Source organism: Streptosporangiales bacterium (assembly GCA_009379955.1).
In the GTDB taxonomy this organism is placed as follows: Bacteria; Actinomycetota; Actinomycetes; order Streptosporangiales; family WHST01; genus WHST01.
In genome coordinates, this window is the sequence record WHST01000196.1 from 1 (window position 1) to 7,240 (window position 7,240).

Genomic DNA, 7,240 nt, shown 5'->3' on the forward strand with positions numbered 1-7,240 from the left:
GAAGGTCGTGGTGCTCGGCCCTCCGCTGTCGCCTGCGGCCTCACCGCCGTGCGTCAACGCTGCACCGCAGTTCGCGCAGTAACGCGACTCCTGCGGGTTCGCGTGCCCACACTGGGTGCAGAACACGGTAGCCATTGGCTCATTGCCTCCTTGCGGCGCGGACGACGATGCGCGGGGACCAGGGTCCCCGCGGTCACGACTCCAGGGTGCTCGTGTAGCTGCCGGCGTCCATCAGTGCCTCGACCGCCGCCGGGTCAGCCACTCGAATCTCTACCATCCAGCCCTCGCCGTACGGGTCGGAGTTGACGAGGTCGGGCTGGCCGTCGAGGCTCTCGTTGCGCGCCGTCACCGTGCCGGTGACCGGCGCGTAGATGTCGGACACGCTCTTGGTCGACTCGACCTCGCCGACCGCCTGGCCCGACTCGATCTCGCTGCCGACCTCGGGCAGCGAGACGAAGACGATGTCGCCGAGGGCGTCCTGCGCGTAGTGGGTGATGCCGGTGCGCACCACACCGTCGCCCGACGGCTTCACCCACTCGTGGTCGGCCGTGTACTTGAGATCGTCCGGGTACACAGACGGGCTCCTCTTCGTGTGATGTGCGTGTCGGGTGCGGGCTGAGGCGTAGAGGGAGGGTATCGGCACCGGGTCGTGCCTCCCTCCCCGGCATCAGGGGTCGCGGACGGCCGAGACCGTGAGGGACTGGCTCTCGCTGACGGTGGCCTCGGCGCCCGCGCGGTGAAGGGTTTCGAGCACGCCACCGGGGATGTCCATCGCGGTGGCCATCGTGTGCGGATCGCCGATCGCGCGGATCCGGTAGGGCGCCTTCACCTTCTTCCCATCGATGACGACTCCCCCCTTGGCGTCGAGGAAGTAGCTGTCGACCGCGATGCGGACGTCGCCGATCTGGAGCACCTCGGCGCCGGAGTCGCGCAGCTCCTGCACGGCGTTGAGCAGCTCGGCGGCGTTGACACCGCCCTTGGGATCCCTGACGAACAGGTCGATGCCGGGACCGGACGCCGGCTCCGTGCCGGCGAGGATCGCCAGCGTGTGCTGACGGTCCTGGGCGGCCTTGCGCGCCGCCTCGCTGTCCTCGCTGCCGAGCGCGGCCTTCTCCTGCTGCAGCCGCAGGAGCTCCTCGCGGAGGTCCTCCTGACGCTGGTTGAGGCGGTCGAGCAGGCTGACGAGCTCGGACTGGCGCAGGCTCGTGAACGATGCCTCCTGCGACGACGACCGCACCTGGACCGACAGACCGAAGCCCACGACGAGGCAGGCCAGCGCGATGATCGCCTGGGTGCGGTTCGCCTGGGGCGCGACCAGCTCGCGCAGCCGTTCCCGCGGGGTCACCCGGCGGGCGTGGGCCCCGCGGCGCTGTGCCCGCGCGCCGCCCGCACCGGCCGTCGCGCCGGCGGCGATGGGCTCCCCCTCGTCCTCCGGGCCTGCATCGTCGTGGTCGGTGGCCTCGGTGTCGTCGCCGGGCAGGTCGTCGGCGTCGCCCTCGGGGACCTCGTCGGCGTCATCGTCGTCACCGTCGGTGTCGTTCTCGGTGTCCCCGCCGTCGGTGTCGTCGTCGCTGTCGGCGCCCGCCGGTGCGTCGTCCACCTCCTCGGCGTCGGCCACGTCCTCGGCGTCGTCCGGCTCGTCGACCCCGTCCGCGGTGTCGGCGGAGTCGTCCGGCTCGTCGACCTCGTCGGCGGCGGCCGGCTCACCGACGTCGTCGGCGTCGGTCTCGCTCTCCGCCTCGTCGCGCGGATCCGGATCGGTCACGTCCGGCTCCGTCGCCTTCGCGTCGGACTCGTCCCGACTCATCTGCACCCCCTCCCCCCGGTCGGCCTGCACACGATCATGCCTTGAGCAACCCACGCCTGATCGCGGCGACGTTGGTGAAGATCCTGATCCCGAGGACGACGATCACGCCGGTCGACAGCTGGGCACCCACCCCGAGCTGGTCGCCGAGGAAGACGATCAGCGCGGCCACGATGACGTTCGAGACGAACGACACCACGAAGACCTTGTCGTCGAACAGGCCGTCGAGCAGCGCGCGGAACCCGCCGAAGACGGCGTCGAGCGCCGCGACGATCGCGATCGGCAGGTACGGCTGCATCCAGCCGGGGACGGTGGGCTGCAGCACGAGCCCGAGGATCACTCCGGCGGCGAGCGCGATGACGGCGATCATGGCGCACTCTGCCGTCGCGCGTACCGCAGTTGCACGGTCGACGCCGCCGGCAGGTCGAGCCGGTCGCGATCTTGCATGTCGAACCTCACGTCGAAGCTGGTCTGGAGTGTCTTGAAGTATCGTCCCGCGGCGCCGTCGGCGAACGACGCCTGAAGGGTGTGTCGGTCCCCGAGCGCCGAGACGACATACGGCCGTGCCAGGGGACGATAGTCGACGAGCACCGCGTCACCGGCCTCGCGGATGGCGGTGAGCGCCGTGATGCGCTGGCCGTTGATCGCGATGGCCGTCGCCCCGGCCGCCCACAGCCCGTTGACCAGGACCTGGAGGTCGCGGTCCATGATCTTGCCGCCGGAGTCGGTGCCGCCGAGCTCGTCGCTATCGGCGTCGTCGACGGTGACCACGACGCCGGAGCCGCGCACGGCGTTGAAGCCCGTGGTGTCTTGGAGACGCTTGAGCTCGCGCACCTGGTCGGCGCCCTCGCTGTCGACGGCGAGGGCGCGGCGCTGCGCGGCGCCGTACTCCTGGCGGGCGTCGACGAGCTGCCGCTCGAGATTGCCCACGCTCGCGGAACGGTTCTGCGCCTCCTTCACCAGCGCGTCGTGGTCGGCAGCCGCGCGTGAGTCGTCGGTCACCAGCGCGCGGACGGCCGACGTGGCGAAGACGGCGCACACGACCAGCAGGGCGAAGAACGCGGTTCGCCTGGCGATCCGCATCGGGAGCCTGGGCACCGCGGCATGGGGCGAGCCGCCGGCACGAGCGGCGGCGCGGTAGTCGTCCTCCTGGCGGTGGTCGAAGAGGTCGTTGAGCATCGACATCGACGCGTCGGCGCGCCGCGGCACGGGCTTCTCCTCGTCGTCGACCGGGACGGTCGTACGGCGCTCGGCTGGCATCGATCTCCCCCGCGGCCGGATCATGGGCACCGGATGTCGCGGCACGTGTCGGTCATGACCGTCGTCACCTCGGTCCGTGCTGCGACGGCCATTGTGTCAGGCCGTGTCGACGGGAGCCGCGCGCTCCACGACATCGGCCCATTCGTCGAGCAGGTCCTGGACCGCGTCGTCGTCCGGCGCCTCGGCGATGATGTGGGTCACCGGTTCGGCCGGGTCGGGCAGCACGAGCACCCACCTGTCGTCTCGCGGGATGACGCGCAGGCCGTCGGTGGTGTCGACCTCCTGGTCGCCCGCCGCCTCGAGAACCGTGCGCATGACCTGGCCCTTGCTCGCCCAGGGCGTCGGCACTGCGCGGCGCAGGACGTGGGTCACGGGGATGCGCGCCTCGATCTCGCTGACCGTCAGGTTGGCCCGCGCGACGAGCCCGAGCAGCCAGACGAACGCGGCGACCCCGTCGATCGACCCGCCGATCTCGGGCACGACGAAGCCGCCCCGCCCGTCGGCGCCGAGGACGACGTCGCCGTCGATCGCGGCTGTCAGCGAGCTCGCGGACGTCGCGGTCCAGAGGACGCCGACGCCGCGGTCGTTCGCGAGCCGCTCGGCGGCGCGGGTCGCCGTGATCGGCAGGGCCACGCGGCCGGTGCCGAGCTCGCCGGCGACGAGGTGCAGGAAGACGAGCAGAGCCCTGTCGTCGGGGACGAGCGAGCCGCGCTCGTCGACGAGACTGAGCCGCTCGCCGACCGGGTCGAAGTGCACGCCGAAGGCGGCGCGGGACGACGACACGAGTGCCGCGAGCCGCTCGAGGTCGCGCTTGCGGTCGGCCAGTGTCTCGGTCGGGGACGCCTCGTCGAGTCCGCTGTTGACGGTCAGGACGTCGACGCCGAGGTGACCGAGCAGAGGGGGGAGCACGATCGACGCGGCGCCGCCTGCGCAGTCGACGACGACCTTCATGCCCGCGTCGCGGACGCCGGACGTGTCGACCCTCGCCAGCAGCTCCCGCGTGTAGAGCTCGACGACGCGGGGCGGGTAGACGAGGTCGGCGATCTCGCCGGGGAACGCGCGGCGGAACTCCTGGCGGGAGAAGAGCCGTTCGAGCTTGCGTTGCGCGGCGGACGAGAGGTCGGCGCCGTGTTCGTCGAGGAAGATGATGTCGACGCTCTGCGCCTCACCGGGCGAGGTGCGGATGACGATGCCGCCGGCGGAGTCGGTGCGTGACGCCTCGAACCTGGCGACGGGGACGGGCGCCAGCTCGATGTCACGAACGGCGATGCCGCCCGCGTTGAGCGCGCTGATGGCGGCCCGCTTCAGGGTGCGCGCGGCACGGGAGTGGTCACGGGACACGGTGACGCTGTCGCCCTTGCGCAGGGTGCTCGCGTACGCGCTGGCCAGGCGGACGACGAGCTCGGGCGTGATCTCGACGTTGATCAGCCCGCTCACGCCGCGGGTACTGAACAGGTTGCGGTGGCCGCGCGACTCCCAGACGACGCTGGTGTTGACGACGGCGCCGGCCTCGATCGTCTTGAACGGGAAGACCTTGACCCCCGAGGAGATATAGGCCTCCTCCTCGATGACGCACTCGTCACCGATGATCGAGCCCTCCTCCACCCGCGCGCTCCGCATGATGTCGGTGTTCTTGCCGATCACGCAGCCGCGCAGGTTGGTCTGGCCGCCGATGAACGCGTTGTCCTGCACGATCGCGCGGTGGAGGAACGCGCCGTCCTTGACGACGACGTTGCTGCCGAGGACGGTGCCGTCGCGCAGCTCGACGCCGGCCTCGACCTTCGCGTAGTCGCCGATGTAGAGGGGGCCGCGCAGGGTGGCGTCGGGGTCGACCTCGGCGTCCTCGCCGACCCAGATGCCCGGCGCCACCTCGAAGCCGTCGATCTCGATGTTGGTGCTGCCGGACAGCACGTCGGCGTGGGCCTTGAGGTAGCTGTCGTGCGTGCCGACGTCCTCCCAGTAGCCGTCGGCCACGTAGCCGAACAGCGGGGCGTTCTTCTCGAGCAGCATGGGGAACACGTCGGACGACCAGTCGACGACCTCGCCCGCGGGGACGAGGTCGAGGATCTCCGGCTCCAGGACGTAGATGCCGGTGTTGACGGTGTCGGAGAACACCTGGCCCCAGCTGGGCTTCTCGAGGAACCGCTGGATCCGGCCGTCGTCGTCGACGATGGTGATGCCGAACTCCAGCGGGTTGGGCACGCGGACCAGGCAGACGGTCGCGAGGGCGCCGTTCTCCTGGTGGAACGCGACGAGCTTCTCCAGGTCGATGTCGGTGAGAGCGTCACCGGACACGACGACGAAGGTGTCGTCGGAGAGCGCCTCGGCGGCGTTCTTGACGCTGCCCGCGGTGCCCAGCGGTGACTCCTCGGTCGCGTACTGCAGCGACATGCCGAAGTCCTCGCCGTCGCCGAAGTAGTTGCGGATCAGTGACGCGAGGAACTGGACCGTGACCACGGTCTCGCTGAAGCCGTGCTTGCGCAGCAGCCGCAGGACGTGCTCCATGATCGGCCGGTTGACGATCGGCAGCAGCGGCTTGGGCGTGTTCGCGGTGAGTGGGCGTAGCCGGGTGCCCTCTCCCCCGGCCATGACGACAGCTTTCATTGGACCTCCACCCCACCCGTGTACCCGGGGTGGGTCTCGTCATGCATTGGCTTCGCTCGGATCCGACTCCGCGAGTCCTGGGTCGTCGGCCGGACGACGCCCCCGGATCAACCGCCGCGCCTGTTCCATGTAGAGGCCGCCCGACACCCAGTACAGCGCGACGCCCCAGATCGCGAACGCCCAGCCGATGACGTGAGCGTAGGTTTCCACCGACGGTACCGCGACCCCGAGATACAGGATCGGGAAGGCATTGAGAACGCAGAGGGTGCCCGCCTTGCCGAGGATGTGCACCTGCAGCGGACCGTACCCGCTCCGGTGGAGCGCGGGCCACCAGGCCAGGAGCACCAGCTCACGCAACGCCAGCACCGCGACCAGCCACCAGGGCACGACCTCGCGGAGCATCAGGCCGATGCCGGCCGCGAAGATGTAGAGGCGGTCGGCGATCGGGTCGAGCATCTGCCCCAGCCTGCTGGTCTGCTTCAGCCTGCGGGCGAGCCAGCCGTCGAGATAGTCCGTGACCGACGACGCCGCGAGCACGACGACCGCCCACCCGTCGCTCCTCGGGCCGAGGACGAGCCACAGGAAGAGCGGCACACCGAGCAGGCGGAGGGCGGAGACGAGGTTGGGCCAGGTGCGAACGCGCAGCGGCTGCGGTTCTGTTTCTGCTACGACCACCACGCCCCTCCCTGGCCATCGGCGAGGTCGGCGTGAATGTGGCCGGGTCCGCTCGCCTCCTCGACTCTAACGACTTCGGAGGCGTTCCTGCCCGACCTTTGCCGGTGTCACGGCGGGCGACCGCTGCCGAGAAACAAATAAGCACGACTGTGCTAGAAAGGGCGCATGCCCCGGATCGTGGACCACGACGAACGCCGCACGGAGCTCGCCGAGGCCGTCTGGCGCGTGATCGTGCGCGACGGCGTCCAGGCGACGTCCATCAGGACGGTCGCCAGGGAGGCGGGACGGTCGGCCGGTTCGCTGCGACACTACTTCGCGACGCACGACAAGCTGCTGGTGTTCGCGATGGGACTCGTCGAGGACCGCGTACGGGAGCGGGTCTCGCGGATCGACATCAACGGCCTGCCGGTCGACGTCGCGCTTCGGTACTGCGTCGAGGTGCTGCCGCTCGACGACCAGCGACGGGCGGAGGCGGAGGTGTGGTTCGCGCTGAGCGCCTCGGGCCTGTCGGCCCCCCGGCTGGGCGAGATCAGGGACCGGGCCGACCAGGGCATGTACGAGCTGTGCCACGGGCTGCTCGAGGGGATGCGCCAGTCCGGCGCCTACCGGCACCAGCGGGTCGACGAGGTGGAGGTCGAGCGGCTGTGGTCGCTGCTCGACGGCCTCTCGCTCCATCTGCTGTTCGCGCCCCGGGGCGTCCCCGTCGTCGACCCCGAGGCCGTGCTGCGCCGGTACTTCGACGAGGTGCTGGTGATCCCCGGCTGACCAACCTATGAGGTCGAAGTCAAGTCCGGGCTTGAGGTGAGCTTGGGCATGGTGGGCTGGCTCACCGGCTGGATGCCGCTGAGCTTGGTCGTGGGTGGATGGTGGTGCGTCGCTGCGGGCGGTGCCTCGCGC

The 7,240-nt window shown here is 70.5% G+C and carries 8 protein-coding genes; 1 reads left to right on the plus strand and 7 read right to left on the minus strand.

The window, feature by feature from the left end:
* The 7 genes from GEV10_31355 to GEV10_31385 all read right to left on the minus strand — a co-directional run.
* On the minus strand, positions 1–135 hold a 135-nt coding region (locus GEV10_31355; GenBank protein MQA82901.1), incomplete at its 3' end, for a zinc-ribbon domain-containing protein.
* Between the two features lie 58 nt (positions 136–193).
* Positions 194–574, minus strand: a complete 381-nt coding sequence (gene gcvH / locus GEV10_31360; protein ID MQA82902.1) for a glycine cleavage system protein GcvH — start codon at positions 572–574, stop codon at positions 194–196.
* Positions 575–667: 93 nt separating this feature from the next.
* Positions 668–1,807: a DUF881 domain-containing protein gene (locus GEV10_31365; GenBank protein ID MQA82903.1), complete on the minus strand. Its 1,140-nt coding sequence runs from the start codon at positions 1,805–1,807 to the stop codon at positions 668–670.
* A 34-nt stretch (positions 1,808–1,841) separates the two neighbouring features.
* A complete protein-coding gene (locus GEV10_31370; GenBank protein MQA82904.1) occupies positions 1,842–2,174 on the minus strand; it encodes a DUF1290 domain-containing protein in 333 nt (110 codons plus the stop codon).
* On the minus strand, positions 2,171–3,088 hold the full coding sequence (locus GEV10_31375) for a DUF881 domain-containing protein (protein MQA82905.1): 918 nt from the start codon (positions 3,086–3,088) through the stop codon (positions 2,171–2,173). The genes GEV10_31370 and GEV10_31375 overlap by 4 nt, the downstream gene beginning before the upstream one ends.
* Before the next feature lie 72 nt (positions 3,089–3,160).
* The gene (locus GEV10_31380; GenBank protein MQA82906.1) at positions 3,161–5,668 is read right to left on the minus strand and encodes an NTP transferase domain-containing protein; all 2,508 of its coding nucleotides are present in this window, start codon (positions 5,666–5,668) and stop codon (positions 3,161–3,163) included.
* A gap of 39 nt (positions 5,669–5,707) precedes the next feature.
* Complete coding sequence (locus GEV10_31385) at positions 5,708–6,343, minus strand: CDP-alcohol phosphatidyltransferase family protein (GenBank protein ID MQA82907.1); 636 nt, start codon at positions 6,341–6,343, stop codon at positions 5,708–5,710.
* A gap of 165 nt (positions 6,344–6,508) precedes the next feature.
* On the opposite strand from GEV10_31385, the gene GEV10_31390 reads away from it, so the two are divergent.
* The gene (locus tag GEV10_31390) at positions 6,509–7,108 is read left to right on the plus strand and encodes a TetR family transcriptional regulator (GenBank protein MQA82908.1); all 600 of its coding nucleotides are present in this window, start codon (positions 6,509–6,511) and stop codon (positions 7,106–7,108) included.
* The last annotated feature ends 132 nt before the right edge of the window (positions 7,109–7,240 follow it).